The following is an 18,690-nucleotide window of genomic DNA, read 5'->3' as shown; positions in this document are numbered from 1 at the left end:
CCGTTATCCTCCAATCTAGGAGAACAGCGTTACCAAGAGGTTTATGATGAACAGCAGCTTGCTTAGATATGCTGCATTTTAAGCATCAAAATCCCGACCGTCCGTGGAGACCTACTTCGTCAGCCGGTTTTCGACAAAGGATCGAACTGAGGCATCAATATGTTGCCAGTCGTTCAAAAGCGCGCTGGAGAAACGATAGAGCACCGTGAGGTCCTGGCCGATGTGGATATCGCGCTGGCAATCCCCGCTTGTGGGCTTCTCACCGGCAATCGGCAGCAGGCAGCGAACGACGTAGTCCGTGGCGCCAGGGCGAGGGGCGGTGAGAATGACCTCGCGGCCATAGCCGGAATCGGCACGCAGCCGGTGGAGCATCAGTCCGAAATCAAACTGCTGCGGCTCGCCATCGAAAAGTCGCGAATAGATCGGGTCGAGACGGCCGGACATATCGCGTGACATCGTGCCTTGCGACAATTGCAGAAAAATCAATGATGAGGACTGGAAAATGTCGTCAAACCGCGGGCGCAGTGCGGCGCTGTACCCTTCGAGTTCCGGCCAGGTGAGGTAGAGGTCCACGCGCTCGGCAACACCGTTTTGGCGCTGGTCGCGGAAGCGGATCGTGTTGGCGGAAAGGTCGAGCTCGTCCTGACCGATCCGGATGAGGAATTTCTCCGTGCTGTCGGTGTGGCCTGCCAGCGCCATGCGCTCACCGAACCAGCGGCCGCCGATGCTGATCGCGACCGTCAGCGCCGCCAGAACTGCGATCACCGCGGTCAACTGGTAGAGAAACCGGTTGGAGATCAGCGGCTCCTCCTCGATGGACGAAGGGATAGGGGCTGGACCTGCCATGACGTGCGCTCCATGTTCACCCAAGGGGCATTCACCCTGCCTTGAAGCCATGCTCTGGAATGAGACAGGACAGGATACGGAATGCGGGCAGGCGAATGCGCCGCAAGTCTGGAACGTCATGGTTAATGCTTCGTAAAAGAGCGGCCGAGTTTATAACCGCATGGCCTGAACCGGTTACTCAGGGAGGGAGACGTGCAACTCTTTCAGGGAATCAATGTCGTATCGATCTCCGTTACGGATCTCGAGCGGGCGCGGCTTTTCTACCGCGACACCCTTGGATTGGGAGAACCGCTCTACGATCTGCCGGATGCCGGCTGGATCGAGTTCTCGACCGGCGCCGATGGCGGCAACCTTTCGCTGACGATGGCAGGAGCGGAATGGGAGCCGTCGACGGGAACGACGGTGGTGTTCAACGTCAGGGACTGCTACGCGGCGGTCGACGAACTCAGGTGCCGTGGCGTGGCTTGCGGCGAACCCGTCATGTTCGACGGCCATGTGGTATTCGCGAGTTTCCACGATCCGTTCGGCAACCGCCTGCAAATGTGCAGCCCCGCGCCCTGATCCTGGCCGCAACCGTGTCGCTGCGGCCTTTTCCCTCGTCGATGGGATTACTGGCCGACAGAACCGACGGCTGTCGCGCGGCCGTCCTGAAGCTTGACCCAACGAGCCGGATCGTCGCTCGCCTGACGCTTCAGGTAGGTATATTCCGTATCGGACCAGAGCATGACCTTGTTGCGCATGTTGTCGAGCACGAAATCGCCGCGGTCGGTGCGGACGGTCAGGACAGCATGGCCTTCGCCATTCGGCTGAAGCACGACAGTGATCAGGAGGTCGGAAGGGTCAAAGCCCTTTTTCATCAGCATCTTGCGCTTCAGAAGGACAAAGTCCTCGCAATCGCCGACGGTGCGGGGATAGGCCCAGAGTTCCTCGACGCCGTAAATCTCCTGGTCGGTCATCGGCATGATCGAGGAATTGACCGTATAATTGACGTCCAGCAGGGTCCGCCACTTGTCCTCCGTAAGCGTAATCGGCCCGGCATCCTTATAGGCCGTTGCGCATTCGCTCGCATAGCTTTTGCAGAACTGGTAGTGACCGATCGGCTGATTGGCAGGGCCGAGGACGCGCATGGCCCCGGCGGGCATGGCGACGGAATGTCCGGCGGAAAAGATCGCCAGGAAAGCGGTGATGGCGGCGAGGCCCAGTCCCTTGCTGAATTTCATTTTTGTGTCTCCCCGTTGTGGGAAGAACACTGACACAGAGGGTTTTAGCGACCGCAAAATCTCGCAGTAAAATCAATATCTTATTTGAATTCAATTTATCTAAAACATGATTCGAATGCGCATCGAATTTTACTAAAATCCGAAGGAAATTTTCATTGTAATGCCACGCAATCAAGCCGGCTCACCGGCTTCTTCTCTTGCTATCCTTTTGCCGGAAAAGGGTTTTCCGAAACCGCCCAGGATGACGAAGCGGCTCCGGAAGTTAACGCCCGTGTGGCATCCGGCGCCCATCCGCCGAGGAAGACGTGCCACAGGGGGCCTGTCGGGAGGCGCGAAGGGGTGTTCCAGGCCTGTTTCGAAGGCCTAAAAAAAGTCCCGAAAAGGCACGATTTTTAGGAAAAAGTTTGTTCTGGCACAGACAAACGGCGCTAAATCCGTCCTGTGCAGCCATGATACAGGGTCTTGATGGAGGAAGGGAGGGGCGGGAGAGCGGAATTGCTTAAAGGAATTCCGTCAGTGCCTCGCGCGGCTGGACAGAATTGAATTCGACCGCCACGCCTTCCATAAAATGGCGCACGACGCGACCACGCATGTTGCCGAGACGCACGGGCGTGCCGATCGCAGGGCGGATATCGATATCGATCGCCGCTCCGGAGAGAGAAAGGTCCATGATGCGGCAGGCGTAACGCCGACCGTCGTCAAGCGTTATTTCTGCCCGGGTGTTGCGCGGCGTCAGGCGGTCATGGCGGCGATCCTCGGGCAGGCCGAGTTCATGCTTGTTGGCGATCCATGTAAGCTGGGCCGCAAGCTTCTCCCGCTTGCGATCCGTTGCGTTGATCGACATTAAAAAGCCGTTCGCCGAAAGGTTCAAAACCGTGCCTTCGAGGCGCCCGATGTGATCGAGATAGGCGATCACGCGTTCACCGACAGCGGGGCGCCCGACACACGCGAAGGCAACGTCGCCGGGCGACATATCCACCACGGTGCAGGGAAATTCCTCATGCGTCGCGAGCATCAGCCGTCCTGCCACGTTGACCGACACCCGCTGAAAAGTCCGCTGGGCGGGAATTGTCTGCGTCGACGGAGTATGCACCGGCTGAAATGAATACATTCGAGAAAGCTTTTCTCTTGGAGAGTATGGCTAAACTGATAGCGTGTCGCGGTTAACAGAAAGTTTTGCGCAGCCCCGTTGCGACTTCCAGGCCATGTTCAGGATGTCTGGCCGTGGGATGAGAAGAGACGACGCAACAGCGCTTCGCCAAAGCCGTGATGGTCGCCGCTCGGCGGCGCATCGATCCGGACGCCACTCTCGACAAGAAATGTCCAGCTTTCCAGCACAAGACCACTGACGGGAAGTTCTGTGGTGGGGAAGGGCTGTCCTTGCGGCAGGAGGGCACCGAGAACGCGATCGCTTCCATTTCCCTCAGCCGACCGAATGGGTAACAGCAGCATTTCATAAGCATGGCGCAGGTCGCCGTTCGACGCGAGAACCTCAAGGTATGCCGGCCGCTCATAATGGATGACGTTCTGAACGATCTCTGCCGGCTGCCGATACTCGTTTTCGAGCCATGCCTCGGCAAAGGCCTCGCCACGGAATTCGCGATCGAACAGGTCGCAGATACGCGTCCCGGCGAGCCGGAACGTCAGAAGACCGCTGGCCTCGGTCGTCACAATGAAGAGATGCGGGAGGAGATGGCGCAGCGCCACAGGGTCGATTTCCGTGCGCAAGGGTGCCGCGCGGTCCCCCCTGAGGTTGGCCCAGTAGTCGAAAATTGCGCGGCTTGCCTTATTTCGCATCCGTTGTCACCTTGTCACATTTTGATACAGATCGCGCCTCATGCACGAGCGTTCTCCGTCCACTCAGCGAAATCCGTGCCACGGCCCACCCCTCAGGGTTAAGAAATCATAAACCAGGCAAAGCCTGCCTCACCGCCTCCTTGCGACGCTTTCCTTTGGCGGGCCGCTCCTATATGGCTGGCGGACATTCCCGAAAGGGAATGGACCAGAGAGGAATGAGCATGAACGACGGACCGGGCATGGCTGACGGGCAGCGGGAGATGGACGAGGACGATCAGCGCTCACCGCCGGTCTTCAACCTGCCGCGGAGCCTGGTGGTGACGCTGGCCTTGCTCGCGGCAATCTATATCGTTCAGGAATATCTGCTTGATGACGACACACGCGCTTATTTTGTCGTGAACCTTGCCTTTACGCCGCTGCGTTATGCCTATCCGCTGGAGGAACAGGGGTTCGCCTGGCTCTGGACGCCGGTCACCTATTCTCTTCTTCACGGCAGTCTCGAACATATCCTCTTCAACGCGCTCTGGCTGATGGCTTTCGGAGCGCCGGTCGTCAGGCGTATCGGCACCTTGCGCTATGTGGTCTTCTGGGTCCTGTCGGCGGCGGCAGCGGCCTTCTTCCACGCCATGATCAACTGGGGCAACGAGACGCTGCTGATCGGAGCGTCCGGCGTCGTGTCCGCGTTGATGGGGGCAGCCTGCCGCTTCGCCTTCCCTCCCGGACGGGGCTACGATCGAATCCACGGCCATCTCTATCCCCGTCAGTCCATTCCCGGCGCCTTCCGCAGCCGCACGGTCGTCATCTTCACGGCAATGTGGTTCATCGGCAATCTGCTGATCGCCTTTGGCGTGACGCTGTTTGGTGCGGACATGGGGCCGATCGCCTGGGATGCGCATATCGGCGGCTTTCTGTTCGGCTTTCTGCTTTTCGGATTCTTCGATCCGGTCTCGCCTTCACGAAGGCCACTCACTCAACCTTGATATGTGTTTGACCTCGCCCTAAAATTCAGGGGGAAGCACGAAGCGATTCTGGGAGGAGGATGCCCAGATCACGCTTGGTTGATGAGGAGAGGGCCATGGCAATAATCGTCAAGAACATGCTCGATGCAAAGGGCCGCGACGTGGTGACAGTCGGCCCGGACAGGACGCTGCTGGAAGTCGCCGAAATCCTGAACCAGAAGAAGATCGGTGCCGTGGTTGTCACCAGCATGGAAGGCCGGATCGCCGGCATCTTCACCGAACGCGACCTGGTGCGGGCCATTGCCGGCAAAGGTCCCGGCGTGCTCGACCAACCGGTCAAATCGGCCATGACCACCAACGTCCATCGCTGCAAGGAGGAAACGACCGTCGACGAGCTGATGGGCATCATGACTGGCGGACGTTTCCGCCACGTTCCGATCGAAAAGGACGGAAAGCTGGACGGGATCGTCTCGATCGGTGACGTGGTAAAGTCGCGCATCCGCGAGGTGGAACTCGAAGCCGAACAGATGAAGGCCTATATCGCCGGCTGATCGCCACTCGGCATTCGGCAGAACAGGTTTCCCCCGGGTCAGCGGGCGAAAATTTCCTGCACGCGCTTGAGCGCAGCGATCTGCGCCATGGTCTCACTATAGCCGCGATCTATCGCTTCGCCGGCACGGTGGAACTCGGAAAGTCCGATATCACTAAGGCGCGGATGCAACGCCAGATCCGGCGGATCGCCGGCGAGCCTTGCGCGCGAAATACGTTCCTGGATGATATTGAAAGCTTGCACCATGGTGCCGGTGACACCGACCCGGGCGTCGACCGCCTTCTTGCGACCGTCATCCTCAGGCTGAATGCCGGCGCTATGCTTGACCACCGCAGAACGGCCAAAGATGTCGTAGTTCAGGTTCACGGCAACCACGAGAGGCTGCTCATAGGCCCGGCAGACGGAGGTGGGAACGGGATTGACCAATGCGCCGTCAACCAGGGTTCGGTTATTGGACTTGACCGGCTCGAAAATGCCGGGCAGCGCATAGGACGCGCGCAATGCGGTAATCAGCGAACCGCTGGAGATCCAGACCTCGTGGCCGGTATGAAGTTCCGTCGCCACGGCGACGAAAGGCCGATCGAGATCCTCGATCGCTATGTCCTCGAGATGCTCCTGCATACGCCTGGTGAGCCGCATGCCACCGAAAAGTCCGCCGCCGCCGATCGTCAGATCAAGCAGACCGGCGATGCGCCGCATGGTGAGCGAGCGGGCGAAACTTTCGAGCGCATCGAGCTTGCCGGCCAGATAGCAACCGCCGACCAGGGCGCCGATCGACGTGCCGGCGATCATGCCCACTTCAATACCAGCTTCGTCGAGCGCCCTCAGCACACCGATATGGGCCCAACCGCGGGCCGCACCACCCCCAAGGGCGAGGGCAAGTTTTGCTTTTGGAGGAGGTGTCGCAACAACGGGACGAGAGGGTTCAAGAATCTGCGTTCCGCCGGCTTCAGCAGGAGCGGCCTGCGGATCGTGACGATTCCAACTCCAGTTCAGCATAGACAAAAACCTCCAAAGCTGAACAACCCCCGGTCTGCGGATTGAACCACCGATCGGTTTCCAAATCGTTTACCCAACGCCTGCATGGCGAAAAACGAGGCAGTTGCTTATTTCGTTCCCCCGTCCGAATAAACGGTATCAGGATCGAAATGGCGCTCGTTATCAGTAATTTCAAGGACAGCGTTGCTGTCACGTTTTGTGACGAGCCGATAAAAACACGAACGCCGGCCCGTGTGGCAGGTCGCATCGTGACCGGCCACGGAAACCTTGAGCCAGACAGCGTCCTGATCGCAATCGGTGCGAAGCTCGTGCACCGTCTGAAAATTGCCGGAAGATTCCCCCTTCTTCCATATCTTTCCACGAGAGCGGCTGTAAAAATGGGCGATACCGGTCTCGATGGTCAACGCCAGGGCTTCCGCGTCCATGTGCGCGACCATCAGGAGTTCACCATCGCGGATGTCCGTGACGACGGCGGAGACGAGGCCGTTGGCATCGAAACGAGGCGTAAAGGCGCCGGCACCTTCCAGCACCGCCTTGTCGGCGGAGGGCTTTTCAAAACTCACGGACATCAGGAAACTCCACCGGAAAATCCGGCCGTCAGCGGCTGCGTACGAGCGTGAAAAAGCGGGCCTGTTCGGCCGCGTTCGTCTTGAACTCGCCGGTGAAGGTCGTGGTCATCGTCTGCGAACCCTGCTTCTGCACGCCGCGCATTTCCATGCACATGTGTTCGGCTTCGATCATGACTGCCACGCCGCGGGGCTTCAGGTGTTCCTCGATTGCAGAGGCGATCTGGGCCGTCATGTTTTCCTGTGTCTGCAGACGGCGACCGAAGATTTCCACCACACGGGCGATCTTCGAGAGACCGAGAACGCGACCACTCGGCAGATAGGCGATATGCGCCTTGCCGACAATCGGCAGCATGTGGTGTTCGCAATGAGAGAAGAACGGAATGTCGCGCACAAGCACGATATCATCGTAACCCGAGACTTCCTCGAACGTACGGCCCAGCACTTCTTCCGGCGACTGCTCGTAACCGGCAAACAATTCGCGATAGGCAACAGCGACACGCTTCGGGGTATCGAGCAGTCCTTCGCGAGCCGGATCGTCACCCGCCCAGCGGAGCAGAACGCGTATGGCTTCCTCAGCTTCCTGCTGGGTGGGACGGACCTGCTTCTCCTTCGAGGCCGGGAAATTCTTCACAATTGCATCCATCTATCGTCTCCCGATGCGGTTCAAGGCCGCATCCGACTGGCGTTACTCACACGAACCAACACGCAGACAACCGCGGCTGAATTTTGTGCAATCTGGCGCTATCTGATCCTCGGCGGACGTTTTTACAAGGTATCCTGTTTCGATTTCGAGAGGATTTCGTGAAAACATCCTTTCTTGATCATCTCGCCGACACGTCACATATAATGTCAGAAATCCTTTTGTGGTAGTCCGCAAGGCAAGGGCACTGCGTCAAAACATCCGCCATCGGGACTATGAGCGAGCCGTCATGGACGATATCTACAACAGCAAGATCCTCGAATTCGCCGGCAATATCACCCATGCCGGCGCGCTGCCGGATGCCGACGCGAGTTCGGAAAAGCATTCGAAACTCTGCGGCTCGAAGGTACGCGTCTATCTGAAGATGAACGGCGACACAGTGACCGACTTCGCGCACGAGGTGCGTGCCTGCGCGCTCGGCCAGGCCTCGTCCTCAATCATGGCCCGCCATGTGATCGGTGCGACGGCCGCGGAAATCCGGAAAGCCCGGGAAGACATGCTCGCGATGCTGAAAGAAGGCGGCGAGGGGCCGGACGGCCGCTTCGAAGAGATGCGCTACCTGAAGCCGGTCAAAGACTATAAGGCCCGCCACCCTTCCACCATGCTGACATTCGAAGCCGTGGTCGATGCGATCGACCAGATCGAGGCGCGGGAACGGGCCGAAGCGGCGGCCGTCTGATCCGATGTGCGACGCTCCCGATTGCCAGCATTCAGAACACCCGCCGAAGACCAACCGCTCGCGCAACTGGTCCGGACCGTTCCGAAAGACGCCGGGTCGGCTTTTCGGCATGGGGCTGATCCGATTTTATCAACTGACACTTTCGGGCTTCGTCGGCAATTCCTGCCGGCATATCCCGACCTGCTCCGAGTACGGTTACGAAGCAATCGCCCGGCATGGACTCTGGCCCGGCGGCTTCCTGACACTCTTTCGTGTCGCCCGCTGCGGGCCCGGCGGCACGAGCGGGCTTGACCGAGTGCCGGATGCGCTGGAAAGACGCCAGCACTGGTGGACGCCCTGGCGCTATTGGCGGGCCAAACCGTGATGTATGTGGCGCTGCTTCACAGCATCAGCGTCGGCGGGGGCAAACGGCTCATGATGGCCGACTTCCGCGACATGGCTGAACGTCTCGGTTACCGGAACTGCCGGACGCTGGTAGCGACCGGCAATCTCGTGTTCGAAACCGACGATTCACCGGCCAGAGATATCGAGCAGGTGCTGGAAGAGGCGTTCGAACAACATTTCGGCAAGCATGTCGATGTTCTCGTCCGTTCGGGGCCGGACTGGCTGAAGCTTTCCGCCGGCAATCCGTTTCCGGAGCAGAAAGGCTCCGAAGTCTGCGTCCGGGTGATGCGAACACCACTCGGCGATAACGTGATCGATCTGCTCGAACGCCATCGCGGCCAGGAAAAGATCGCGATCGTCGACGGAGATCTCTGGGTGGATTTCGACGGCAAGGCGAGCGAGACGCGGCTGGTTTCAGCACTGACGACCAGAAAGCTCGGCATCGGCACGATCCGCAACGCCAACACGGTCATCGGGCTCGCCAAAATGATCCGGTGAGCCCCGGGCCACCTTTACTACAAAGCGAAAAGTCTTTATCAGCCACGCCGGCGCTGCCCAAGGCGGACCGCCGTTATTCCAACACCACCCGCATTCGTTGGCGGGACTGGACAGGAGAAAGACATGTCCCAATCCGTTTCCCTTACATTTCCCGATGGCTCCGTCCGCGCATTCGATGCCGGAACAACCGGCCGTGACGTCGCAGAATCCATTTCCAAATCACTCGCCAAGAAGGCGGTCGCGGTTGCCATCAACGGCAACCTGCAGGACCTTTCCGATCCGGTGACCAATGGACCGATCGAGATCGTTACCCGCACTGATCCCAAAGCGCTGGAACTGATCCGTCACGACGCCGCCCATGTCATGGCCGAGGCCGTACAGGAACTCTGGCCGGGAACGCAGGTCACCATCGGGCCTGTGATCGAGAACGGATTCTATTACGACTTCAAGCGCGTCCATCCAGACACGCGCGAAGACTGGCCCTTCACGCCCGAAGACCTGCCTAGGATCGAGGCGAGGATGAAGGAGATCATCGCCCGCAACAAGCCGTTCACCAAGGAAGTCTGGCCGCGCGAGAAGGCCCGCAACGTCTTTGCCGACATGGGCGAGGGCTACAAGGTCGAGCTCGTGGATGCGATCCCGGAAGACCAGGACCTCAAGATCTATTACCAGGGCGACTGGTTCGATCTTTGCCGCGGCCCGCATATGGCATCCACCGGCCAGATCGGTACGGCCTTCAAACTGATGAAGGTGGCCGGCGCCTACTGGCGCGGCGATTCCAACAACGCGATGCTGACGCGCATCTACGGGACGGCCTGGGCAAGCCAGGAAGAACTCGACCAGTATCTGCACGTGCTCGCGGAGGCCGAAAAGCGGGATCACCGCAAGCTCGGCCGGGAAATGGATCTTTTCCATTTCCAGGAAGAAGGACCCGGCGTCGTCTTCTGGCACGGCAAGGGCTGGCGCATGTTCCAAACGCTGACTGCCTATATGCGCCGTCGGCTTGCCGGCACCTACGAAGAGGTCAACGCGCCGCAGGTCCTCGACAAGTCGCTTTGGGAGACCTCCGGGCACTGGGGCTGGTATAACGAAAACATGTTCGCAGTGAAATCGGCCCATGCCTTCATCCATCCGGACGACGAGGAGGCCGACCAGCGCGTCTTTGCACTCAAGCCGATGAACTGCCCCGGCCATGTGCAGATCTTCAAGCATGGTCTCAAATCTTACCGTGAACTGCCTATCAGGCTTGCGGAATTCGGCCTTGTGCATCGGTATGAAGCATCCGGAGCGCTGCACGGGCTGATGCGCGTGCGCGGCTTTACGCAGGACGATGCGCATGTCTTCTGCACCGACGAGCAGATGGCTGCCGAGTGCCTTCGGATCAACGACCTGATCCTTTCAGTCTACAAGGATTTCGGCTTCGAAGAAATCACCATCAAGCTCTCTACAAGGCCCGACAAGCGCGTCGGTTCCGACGCACTGTGGGATCGTGCCGAAAGCGTGATGATGGACGTCCTGAAGACGATCCAGTCGCAGTCGAACAATATCAAGACCGGCATCCTGCCGGGCGAGGGCGCCTTCTACGGGCCGAAGTTCGAATATACGCTGAAGGATGCGATCGGCCGCGAATGGCAATGCGGTACTACGCAGGTGGATTTCAACCTGCCGGAACGGTTCGGCGCGTTCTACATCGATCAGAACTCGGAAAAGCAGCAGCCGGTGATGATCCATCGCGCCATCTGCGGTTCGATGGAACGTTTCCTGGGCATCCTGATCGAGAATTTCGCCGGCCATATGCCGTTGTGGTTCGCGCCGTTGCAGGTCGTGGTGGCGACGATTACCTCGGACGCCGACGAATATGGCCGTGAGGTGGCGGAGGCCCTTCGCGATGCGGGGATGATCGTCGAGACCGATTTCCGCAACGAGAAGATCAACTACAAGATCCGCGAGCACTCAGTTACCAAGGTGCCGGTCATTATCGTCTGCGGCAAAAAAGAAGCCGAAGAACGCTCGGTCAACATCCGTCGTCTCGGCTCCCAGGCCCAGACCTCGATGAAACTCGAAGATGCTGTCACTGCGCTCGCCCATGAAGCGACACCGCCGGACATCCTGCGCCGGCTCCAAGCCAGGAAGGCGGCAGCCTGATCATCCTTGCCTGACAGCGCCCGTCATCACAGGCGCTGTCAGAAAACTGTAATCTTGCTGCAATATTACAATGACATTGTCATGCGGCGGGGCTGTTCCGCGGAGACTGACTTGCGGTTCAAGGAACTTTCTTACGCCAATGAGAAGGATCCGCGCATCAAACGCTGGTTCATCCGCTCCATCGAGGGACTTTCCGGCCGCGACCGATATGCGCGGCTCTACGATATCTGGCGAACGGATATCGTCGGAAAAAGCGACCGCATCTTCGGCAAGATGCTCGATCTCATCGATGTCGACCTCGATGTGGCCGGCAACTGGCCGCCGAGGGATATGTCCGACAACCCGCTTGTGATCGTTGCCAATCATCCTTTCGGGATCGGCGACGGCATTGCGGTCCTGGCACTTGCCGAGCAGCTCGGGCGACCGTTCCGCGTGCTGATCCATAACGACCTCCTGAAGATCCCGGAAATGGCACCTTATTCGTTGCCGGTCTCCTTCGAAGAGACCAAGGAGGCGATGGCGCTCAACATGCAGACCCGCCACGAGGCAGTGCGCCTTCTGAAGGAGGGTACGACGATCATCATTTTCCCGGCCGGCGGCGTGGCGACCGCCAAAAAGGGCTTCGGTCGCGCCGAGGATCTGCCCTGGAAGATATTTCCTGCCAAGCTTGTCCAGGCTGCGCGGGCCAATGTCGTGCCGATCTTCTTCGAGGGACAGAACGGCCCGCTCTTCCACATCGCAAGCCGCGTTTCGATGACGCTCAGGCTGTCATTGCTGATCCGCGAGTTCAAGCAACTCTCCGGCTCGACAATCCGGGCACGCGTGGGCGAGGTCATGACCTGGGACGAGATGTCGGCGATCGCCGACCGCAAGGACCTGCTCGCCAGGCTCTACGATGCGGTCTTCTCCATGCAACCATCCAGCAAACAGAAGCTGCTGAAAACAGGCTAATTTCTATCGGTCAAAGCCTGTGCCGTACCCGCCACCTGCGGCGTATCCCGCAACAACACCTCAACCTCGGTATTCCGGCCGGCCTTCACGGTGAATTCGCGCTGGTAAATCTTGTTCTTGTTGCGGGCGACGGCGAGATATTCGCCTTCCGACAAAATCATGGTCGAAAAGGCGCTGACGCTCTCGTTGACGATGTCGCCGGCCGCAGTCAGCACCGACCAGGCAGTGTCGGCGATAGCTTCGCCGCCCGGCTGCGAGACAAGCTTGAGGGTGATCTGCGCGGCGCGGTGCTGCAATACCGCCTGCGTGAGCTTGCCTGCCTCCACCTGGATGTCGGCGCGCACCACGGCGTTCACATCGCCATATTCCGATACGACGTGATAGGTGCCCGCATTGAGCCGCACGATTGCGTTCGGCTTCACGTCCGCCATGATCAGTGCCCGGTCGCCGTTGTCGCGCACCTCCGCGGAATAGATCGAGAAGCTCAACTGGTTCGGTGGGATGCGCTGGTCGGCGCCCGCGACGGCATTCAGGACGAAACCGCCCGCCTCGAGTACCAGCGTTTGCTTCGCTATCTTGCCGTCGGCAGGAACGATCAGTTTCTTGGTGACGCCGGCGCGGCCGAAGGCGCAATTGACAAAATACTCACCCGGCACGAGCTGGAAGGCGGCCGAACCACCTTCGGAACTGGCAACCAGCGGAAGCTTGCCGTCTTCGCCGGCAATCGGGCTGAAGACGCGCCAGACAAGCCCCTCCTGCATGACCTCACCGTCGGAGGTCAACTTGGCATCGAACAGCACATCCTTGCCGGCGACAGGTGACGCGCCACCGGGAAGGGCGGAAAAGGCATTGAGCTTCGGCATCTTTGCCGTACTGTCGAGCTGGCGGAAACTTTGGAAGGCATCTTCCGCGGACGCGCTGAAGGCAAAGCCGAGAGCCAATGCCCCCGCGAGGATCCTGCATACCGCGAGCGAAGTGCCTGACATCTGTTCCTGTACCGGTTGACTCTTCTTTTCCGAAGCGTCACTTGAAAACCAATGCCAAGGCAATTTCAAGACCTTCCCGCCGCCTCACCTCCGAATGAAAGTTTTGACCATGCAAAATGACGTTAAACTCATTGATTTCCTGCGCGACAGGCATTCCACACCCGTGGCCCAGATCAAGGAACCGGGCCCTTCGCAGGAAGAACTCGAGGCGATTCTCACCTTGGCGACGCGTGTTCCCGACCATGGCAAGCTGGCGCCGTGGCGTCTGGTCGTCTATCGTGGCGACGTGCGGAAAAAGCTCGGTGAAGAATTCCTGGCGCTCCTGCTCAAGAAAACACCCGATATGGAGGATGCCGCAAAGGAAGCCGAATTGGTGCGCTTCACCCGTGCACCGCTGGTCGTCGGCGTTATCAGTACGGCCGCGCCGCATGTGAAGATACCCGAATGGGAACAGGTGCTCTCGGCCGGTGCGGTCTGCCTCAACATGCTGATGGCCGCAAACGCACACGGCTACGTCGCCAACTGGCGTACCGAATGGGTGGCTTACGACGACGTGGCGCTGCAGCTTCTCGGTGTAAAGCCGGGCGAGAAGGTTGCCGGCTTCATCCACATCGGCTCCAGCGATTTTCCGACGCCGGACCGTCCGCGGCCGGAACTTTCGCAGATCGTCACCTATGCCGGCGAAAGCAACGCCTGATGTTCTACACGACCGATACCAATCAGCACGGCCTGAAAAATGATCCCTTCAAGGCGATCGTGGCTCCACGTCCGATCGGCTGGATCGGGACGAAGGGCAGGGACGGTTCGCTGAATCTTTCCCCTTATTCCTTTTTCAACATCGTCTCCGACAGGCCGAAGCTGGTGATGTTCTCCTCCGGCGGCCGCAAGCACAGCCTGAAGAATGCCGAGGAAACCGGGGTTTTCACCGCGAGCCTCGCAAGCCGCCATCTTGCCGAGAAAGTGAATGCTTCTTCGGAGGCGGTGGAATACGGCGTCAGCGAGTTCGAGGTGGCAGGACTGACGGCGAAGATGGCCGAACTCATCGATGCACCCTACGTTGCGGAAGCCTATACCGTGCTCGAATGCCGAGTCACGGAGGTGATCCAGCCCAAAGGGCTGGACGGCGAGGGCGCGGACGCCTTCATGGTCTTCGGCCAGGTGATCGGCATCCATATCAGTGAAGAGATTTTGCGCGACGGGCGCATCGACATGAGCCTCGCCCGGCCGATCGCGCGCATGGGTTATCGGGATTATGCCGACGGCGGCGCGGACGTCTTCGAAATGGTTCGCCCGGCGGGTGCCGGCGGTTAATCCGCAAAAATGTGATTGATGATCTGAATTTGGTCGAGCCGGCGACTGAGCTTACCGGTGAAGCCGTTTTCCCGCGCGATCCGACATTCGGATTGGAAGGGGCCGTTACGGGTCGGCGAGACGGCGTCGATGGCCATCACGCCGATAGTGGATGCGGCAAGTCCAATCGTCGCCCGGGCGAGGCGGGTCGCATCGGAGAGGGGGTCGAAGTCCTGCTCCCAACCCAAGCCGTAGAGACGGTCACTGCAGCGCTCGAAGCTGGCGGCCGCAAGTATTCCGGCAGAGTCGGCCAGCGCGACAATTCCGGTACTGCCCGGCGGCCGGCCAAACCGCAACTCCTCGACACGAAGAACAACGGCGAGCCGCTGAACCTCTGCACCATTCCGAGTTCCCCCGAGGAGAACTGTTACCGCACCCGCCCGGATTGCGTATTCGGCGGCAACTTCGGTTCGCATGGAGGCAAACGGCGGCAGGAGGAAAGCCGGAAGATGATCAGGGTCAAGCTCCGCCCATGCTTTGCAAGAGCCCGCGACCGATTCCCACGACTCGGATGATCCCGTCAGGTCGAGCACAAGCCGGTCGGCGCCGGCCGCATGAACAGTCGCCATGTCCGCCGATGGTTCGACAATCAACCAGGAGCGTATCTTCGGGGTCTCTTTCATGGTTAACAAACGTGATGAACCAATCTTAAACTTTTTCACCCTAGCGTGAACTCCAACAGGCTGGACGCGTTCCGGCATGTGTTACCGGGGCTGGGTGTGATCGTACAAGCATTTCTTCGTTGGGCGGAAACCGCAAGGGCAAGCGACAGGGCCAAGGCGGCCAACGCGCTGGGCCGAGCTTATCTTCGCTCGTCAATGGGTGGCGAGCAGCACCAGGCTGCGGCGCTCGCCATGACCTATCTGCTCGATGATCCGTCGCCGCGCGTGCGGCTGGCGCTCGCCGAAGCGCTTGCCGGGTCTCCCAGAGCCCCCCGCGCCATTATCGTCTCGCTTGCCGAAGACCAGCCGGAAATCGCCTGCACCGTGATTACCCATTCACCGGTACTCACTGAAAGCGATCTTGTCGATCTCGCCGGACGAAGCGACAGCTTGACCCGCGGCCTGATCGCCGCCCGGCCCGGCCTTTCCCGCGGGATCGCCGCCGCGATCGCCGAAATCGGCGATGAGGGTGAGGTGATCATCCTGCTCGAAAACGAAACCGCATCCATCACCCGTATCTCGCTGCGGCGGATCGCAGAGCGGTTCGGGCATCACAGCGATATCCGCAACCTGCTGCTGGAGCGGGAGACCTTGCCCGCAGACGCCCGGCATATGCTGGTCAATCACATCACCGCGGCACTGGCGAACTTCGGCCTGGTACGCACCACGATGGCGCCAGCGCGTATCGACCATGTCATCCGCGAAGCGGGCGAGGCGGCGGCGGTAGCGATTGCCGGTGCGGTGCCGCTGGAGGAAATCCCGGGCCTCGTCGACCATCTGCGAACGGCCGGCCAGTTGACGCCAGCCTTGCTGATCCATGCACTCTGCACCGGCAAGGTGGATTTCTTTGCCGCCGCGATGGTTTCACTTTCGGGCCTGGATGATCGTCGCGTCAGGGCGATCCTTGTCACCGGCCGGATGCATGCAGTGCGCGCGCTTTTCGAAGCCTGCGGTCTCGGACGCGACGTCGCCGTCGTCTTCGTCGAAGCCGTCTTCCTTTGGCGCAAGGCATCGGCGAGCGGCACACCGGACGGGATATCGGGCCTGCTGCTCAAGACGTTCAACCGTTCAGGGATGTCTCTTTCGCCGGTCTCTGAATTGCTCGACATGATCGAGAAACTGCACCTCTCCGAGATACGGCTCGGGGCGCGGTCCTTTGCCAACGAAGTCTCGCTGGCGGCTTAAGCTTCTTATCGGTGGAATTTCCTGGCGACCCAGGAATAACCGTCTTCGACCAGGCGGACCGGCTTAACCATCAGCGTTTTCACACCTTCGGTCGTGGGAAGGACGCTTCTGACGCGCCGGATGGCGCTGCTCGCAAGCGTTTCCTCCTCCTGCGGCGTCACGACGGCCGGCTGCTGGGCCGGCTCAGGGGGCAACGTCTCGGGTTTTGCCTGCGTTGCGGGAGCATTCGCAATTTCGGTCGCTTCGGGCTTCTGGCAGACGGCAATAATCATCGGATAAGGCTGGTTCGCATAGCGGCCAAGCTGATCTTCGGAAACCGCATCGCACATCGCGATGGTCGGCCAGCGGTTCTCGGCCGTTGCAATATAATGGCAGTCGGTTCCGGCGTCATTGCAGCCGAGAATGGTCATGACGATAAGTGCGGCGTTCATGTTGTCCCCCGGATGATCATGATCGACTTAAAACGAGCAATCTTGACCCGACCAAGGCAGCTTTCAACGACATGCTGCATCCTGTAATCGTTCTGGAATGCATGAAATCAGTGGGCAATGCCAATGACCGTGACGATCGCGCTCGAACCGCCGCGCCAAGCGGGTGTTCTCAGGCTTCTCGAACTATCCGATGCCTATGCCGCCTCGCTCTACCCCGCCGAAAGCAACCACATGGTCGACGTTTCGAGCCTGGAAGAATCGGGGATGTCGTTCTTCGTCGCACGGAAGGATGATGCGATCCTCGGCTGCTGTGCGCTGGTGGAGGCGAGCGACGGCACTGCAGAGATCAAGCGCATGTTCGTTGATGAGGCAGCGCGCGGTTTTAAACTCGGAAAGCAGCTGATGGACGTGATCCTGGAACGGGCCGTGGAACGCGGCATGTCGATCATTCGTCTGGAGACGGGAATATACCAGCCGCAGGCGATCGGCCTCTACCGCGCGTACGGTTTCGTCGAGATCGGGGCCTTCGGAGACTACAAGCCCGATCCACTCAGCATCTTCATGGAGAAGAGGCTTTCCTGACGACCGGAACCTCCGGAGGAAGTTCCTGCGCACCCGAACCCCTGGTGAAATCGGCCGCTTCCACTTCGGTGCTTTCGGCCATCTTCGCTTCCCGGATCCATTCGCGCCAGATCGACACGATGAGAGCCATCAGCACAGGACCGATGAAAAGGCCAAGGAAGCCCATCGTGCTCACCCCGCCCACCAGGCCGAAGAACGTCGGAAGGAAGGGCAGCTTGATCGGACCGCCGACCAGCCGGGGCCGCAGCGTCTTGTCCACGATGAAAAGCTCGACCGTGCCCCAGAGGAAGAGGCCGGCTCCGGCGACGTAGGAACCGTTCGCCACCAGATAGAACGAGATCAGGGTGAAGGAAAGCGGGGCGCCGCCTGGAATGAGCGCCATGATGCCCGTAATCACGCCCAGCGTCACGGGTGAGGGTACGCCGGCGATGTAATAAGCGATGCCGAGTACGATGCCTTCACCGATGGCGATCAGCGTCTGGCCGGTGACGGTCGAGCTGATCGTCGCGGGAACGACGCGCGATATGCGTTCCCAGCGGGTCGGGAAGATCCGCTCTCCCAGAAGGTCGATCTGTTGAGAAAAGGAGGCGCCGTCTCGATAGACGAAGAAAAGGGCGATCAGCATGAAGAGCAGCATCAGCAGCAGATGGAAGGCTCCCCCGCCGGCGGCTACGATTGCTCGGTAGATGTTGCCGATATTGGCGCCGCTGATGAGCTGGATCAGCCCACCGATCGCCCCCGGCGATCCCACATGCTCGACCCATTGCACGCCGACCCATTCGCCGATCCAGGGCAAGCCGGTGATCCAGGCAGGAGGGGGCGCTCCGAAGCGGTTGACCTCGGCCGCCCATACAATCCACTGCCGGACCTCATCTATCGTATAGGAGATGGCGATGCCGATCGGCACGATGAGGAAGGTCAGGATAAAGATGATCGCCAGCGACGCGCCGAGCGTGGTGTTGCCGCCAATGCGGCGCAGCAGTTCGCGATAGAGCGGCCAGCTCGCAAAGCCGATGACGAGGGCGGCCAGGACCGGCACCAAGAAGCCATGAAAGAAATAGATTCCGGCAGCGGCAACAAGCACAAGAAGCCAGCGCGCGGCGGAAATCGGCGGAATGAGCGCAACCCTTGGCACGACTGGTCCAAGCCAGCGCGGCTCCTTGGGTCCCTTGCGACTGTTATTCACGCTCACCGTTT

Annotated in this window: 23 protein-coding genes; 12 read left to right on the top strand and 11 right to left on the bottom strand. The window is 59.9% G+C overall.

Annotated elements, in window-relative coordinates:
* Positions 1–111: 111 nt before the first annotated feature.
* Complete coding sequence (locus tag ABK249_RS12225) at positions 112–846, bottom strand: hypothetical protein (protein ID WP_348863006.1); 735 nt, start codon at positions 844–846, stop codon at positions 112–114.
* Positions 847–1,038: 192 nt separating this feature from the next.
* Here ABK249_RS12225 and ABK249_RS12220 point away from each other — a divergent pair, with 192 nt between their 5' ends.
* Positions 1,039–1,407 (top strand): VOC family protein, encoded by a 369-nt coding sequence (locus ABK249_RS12220; RefSeq protein ID WP_348863004.1) that lies wholly within the window; start codon positions 1,039–1,041, stop codon positions 1,405–1,407.
* A gap of 47 nt (positions 1,408–1,454) precedes the next feature.
* Here the strand turns inward: ABK249_RS12220 and ABK249_RS12215 are convergent, their stop codons facing one another.
* The 3 genes from ABK249_RS12215 to ABK249_RS12205 form a co-directional block, all read right to left on the bottom strand.
* Positions 1,455–2,066, bottom strand: coding sequence for a transglutaminase-like cysteine peptidase (locus ABK249_RS12215; RefSeq protein WP_037147012.1), 612 nt, complete (start codon positions 2,064–2,066; stop codon positions 1,455–1,457).
* 499 nt (positions 2,067–2,565) lie between these two features.
* Entirely contained in the window at positions 2,566–3,177 is a 612-nt protein-coding gene (locus tag ABK249_RS12210; protein ID WP_037147010.1) for a PilZ domain-containing protein, read from the bottom strand.
* Between the two features lie 98 nt (positions 3,178–3,275).
* Positions 3,276–3,863, bottom strand: coding sequence for a PAS domain-containing protein (locus ABK249_RS12205; protein WP_348863002.1), 588 nt, complete (start codon positions 3,861–3,863; stop codon positions 3,276–3,278).
* 215 nt (positions 3,864–4,078) lie between these two features.
* Between ABK249_RS12205 and ABK249_RS12200 the strand changes: the two genes are divergently transcribed.
* Both ABK249_RS12200 and ABK249_RS12195 read left to right on the top strand, forming a co-directional pair.
* Entirely contained in the window at positions 4,079–4,843 is a 765-nt protein-coding gene (locus ABK249_RS12200; protein ID WP_200883915.1) for a rhomboid family intramembrane serine protease, read from the top strand.
* Between the two features lie 95 nt (positions 4,844–4,938).
* Positions 4,939–5,373 (top strand): CBS domain-containing protein, encoded by a 435-nt coding sequence (locus ABK249_RS12195; protein ID WP_348862999.1) that lies wholly within the window; start codon positions 4,939–4,941, stop codon positions 5,371–5,373.
* 38 nt (positions 5,374–5,411) lie between these two features.
* On the opposite strand, the gene ABK249_RS12190 is transcribed toward ABK249_RS12195, so the two are convergent.
* From ABK249_RS12190 to folE, 3 genes are all read right to left on the bottom strand, one after another.
* Complete coding sequence (locus tag ABK249_RS12190; RefSeq protein ID WP_227702901.1) at positions 5,412–6,371, bottom strand: patatin-like phospholipase family protein; 960 nt, start codon at positions 6,369–6,371, stop codon at positions 5,412–5,414.
* A 107-nt stretch (positions 6,372–6,478) separates the two neighbouring features.
* Entirely contained in the window at positions 6,479–6,940 is a 462-nt protein-coding gene (hisI, locus tag ABK249_RS12185) for a phosphoribosyl-AMP cyclohydrolase (RefSeq protein ID WP_415926439.1), read from the bottom strand.
* Between the two features lie 28 nt (positions 6,941–6,968).
* Positions 6,969–7,583 carry a GTP cyclohydrolase I FolE gene (folE, locus tag ABK249_RS12180; RefSeq protein WP_037146999.1) on the bottom strand — a complete coding sequence of 205 codons (615 nt, stop codon included), beginning with the start codon at positions 7,581–7,583 and terminating at the stop codon, positions 6,969–6,971.
* Between the two features lie 286 nt (positions 7,584–7,869).
* Here folE and ABK249_RS12175 point away from each other — a divergent pair, with 286 nt between their 5' ends.
* The 5 genes from ABK249_RS12175 to ABK249_RS12155 all read left to right on the top strand — a co-directional run bounded on the left by ABK249_RS12175 (position 7,870) and on the right by ABK249_RS12155 (position 12,297).
* Positions 7,870–8,319 (top strand): iron-sulfur cluster assembly scaffold protein, encoded by a 450-nt coding sequence (locus ABK249_RS12175; protein ID WP_227705133.1) that lies wholly within the window; start codon positions 7,870–7,872, stop codon positions 8,317–8,319.
* Positions 8,320–8,323: 4 nt separating this feature from the next.
* Complete coding sequence (yidD, locus tag ABK249_RS12170) at positions 8,324–8,683, top strand: membrane protein insertion efficiency factor YidD (RefSeq protein ID WP_037146996.1); 360 nt, start codon at positions 8,324–8,326, stop codon at positions 8,681–8,683.
* Entirely contained in the window at positions 8,683–9,201 is a 519-nt protein-coding gene (locus tag ABK249_RS12165; protein ID WP_348863133.1) for a DUF1697 domain-containing protein, read from the top strand. Before yidD ends, ABK249_RS12165 begins: the two co-directional genes overlap by 1 nt.
* 123 nt (positions 9,202–9,324) lie before the next feature.
* Positions 9,325–11,346 (top strand): threonine--tRNA ligase, encoded by a 2,022-nt coding sequence (thrS, locus tag ABK249_RS12160; protein ID WP_037146994.1) that lies wholly within the window; start codon positions 9,325–9,327, stop codon positions 11,344–11,346.
* A gap of 111 nt (positions 11,347–11,457) precedes the next feature.
* Positions 11,458–12,297 carry a lysophospholipid acyltransferase family protein gene (locus ABK249_RS12155; protein WP_227702899.1) on the top strand — a complete coding sequence of 280 codons (840 nt, stop codon included), beginning with the start codon at positions 11,458–11,460 and terminating at the stop codon, positions 12,295–12,297.
* Here ABK249_RS12155 and ABK249_RS12150 read toward each other — a convergent pair.
* On the bottom strand, positions 12,294–13,283 hold the full coding sequence (locus tag ABK249_RS12150; RefSeq protein WP_227702898.1) for a hypothetical protein: 990 nt from the start codon (positions 13,281–13,283) through the stop codon (positions 12,294–12,296). The genes ABK249_RS12155 and ABK249_RS12150 overlap by 4 nt on opposite strands.
* A gap of 109 nt (positions 13,284–13,392) precedes the next feature.
* Here ABK249_RS12150 and ABK249_RS12145 point away from each other — a divergent pair, with 109 nt between their 5' ends.
* Both ABK249_RS12145 and ABK249_RS12140 read left to right on the top strand, forming a co-directional pair.
* Positions 13,393–13,980: a nitroreductase family protein gene (locus tag ABK249_RS12145; RefSeq protein WP_037146986.1), complete on the top strand. Its 588-nt coding sequence runs from the start codon at positions 13,393–13,395 to the stop codon at positions 13,978–13,980.
* Positions 13,980–14,594 carry a flavin reductase family protein gene (locus tag ABK249_RS12140; RefSeq protein ID WP_348862996.1) on the top strand — a complete coding sequence of 205 codons (615 nt, stop codon included), beginning with the start codon at positions 13,980–13,982 and terminating at the stop codon, positions 14,592–14,594. The genes ABK249_RS12145 and ABK249_RS12140 overlap by 1 nt, the downstream gene beginning before the upstream one ends.
* On the opposite strand, the gene ABK249_RS12135 is transcribed toward ABK249_RS12140, so the two are convergent.
* The gene (locus tag ABK249_RS12135; protein ID WP_348862994.1) at positions 14,591–15,295 is read right to left on the bottom strand and encodes a hypothetical protein; all 705 of its coding nucleotides are present in this window, start codon (positions 15,293–15,295) and stop codon (positions 14,591–14,593) included. The genes ABK249_RS12140 and ABK249_RS12135 overlap by 4 nt on opposite strands.
* A 57-nt stretch (positions 15,296–15,352) precedes the next feature.
* On the opposite strand from ABK249_RS12135, the gene ABK249_RS12130 reads away from it, so the two are divergent.
* Positions 15,353–16,480 (top strand): DUF2336 domain-containing protein, encoded by a 1,128-nt coding sequence (locus ABK249_RS12130; RefSeq protein WP_348862991.1) that lies wholly within the window; start codon positions 15,353–15,355, stop codon positions 16,478–16,480.
* A 5-nt stretch (positions 16,481–16,485) separates the two neighbouring features.
* Here the strand turns inward: ABK249_RS12130 and ABK249_RS12125 are convergent, their stop codons facing one another.
* The gene (locus tag ABK249_RS12125; RefSeq protein WP_227702895.1) at positions 16,486–16,911 is read right to left on the bottom strand and encodes a hypothetical protein; all 426 of its coding nucleotides are present in this window, start codon (positions 16,909–16,911) and stop codon (positions 16,486–16,488) included.
* Positions 16,912–17,034: 123 nt separating this feature from the next.
* Here ABK249_RS12125 and ABK249_RS12120 point away from each other — a divergent pair, with 123 nt between their 5' ends.
* On the top strand, positions 17,035–17,493 hold the full coding sequence (locus ABK249_RS12120) for a GNAT family N-acetyltransferase (RefSeq protein ID WP_348862990.1): 459 nt from the start codon (positions 17,035–17,037) through the stop codon (positions 17,491–17,493).
* Here the strand turns inward: ABK249_RS12120 and ABK249_RS12115 are convergent.
* A complete protein-coding gene (locus ABK249_RS12115; RefSeq protein WP_227702893.1) occupies positions 17,471–18,685 on the bottom strand; it encodes an AI-2E family transporter in 1,215 nt (404 codons plus the stop codon). The genes ABK249_RS12120 and ABK249_RS12115 overlap by 23 nt on opposite strands.
* Between the last annotated feature and the right edge of the window lie 5 nt (positions 18,686–18,690).

It is taken from the genome of Neorhizobium phenanthreniclasticum (assembly GCF_040066075.1).
Lineage (GTDB): Bacteria > Pseudomonadota > Alphaproteobacteria > Rhizobiales > Rhizobiaceae > Neorhizobium > Neorhizobium petrolearium.
The sequence above is the reverse complement of the archived record's forward strand: the minus strand, read 5'-3'. Positions and strand labels throughout refer to the sequence as shown.